This is a genomic window from Priestia sp. SIMBA_032 (genome assembly GCF_046535215.1).
In the GTDB taxonomy this organism is placed as follows: Bacteria; Bacillota; Bacilli; order Bacillales; family Bacillaceae_H; genus Priestia; species Priestia aryabhattai.
Window position 1 is genome coordinate 1 of the sequence record NZ_JAWRXD010000942.1, and the last position, 261, is coordinate 261.

The 261-nt window shown below is 37.2% G+C and carries 1 pseudogene; it reads right to left on the reverse strand.

The annotated features are described in order from the left end of the window. Positions 1-261 (reverse strand): annotated as a pseudogene (locus SB717_RS37110) (ABC transporter ATP-binding protein); the annotation flags it as partial.

Genomic DNA, 261 nt, shown 5'->3' on the forward strand with positions numbered 1-261 from the left:
GGTCGATTAATTCTAAAGCAACTTTACGTGCATCTGCTTTACTCATCCCTTGGTGTTTAATAAGGCCTTCCATAATTTGATTTCCAATTGTCATCGTTGGGTTTAATGATGTCATTGGATCTTGGAAAATCATCGCGATATCTTTACCACGTACTTGCTGCATTTCTTTTTCTGTTAATTTCGTTAAGTCACGACCTTCAAATACAATCTCACCATTTTTAATGCGTCCAGGAGGATTCGGAATTAATCCCATTAACGCTT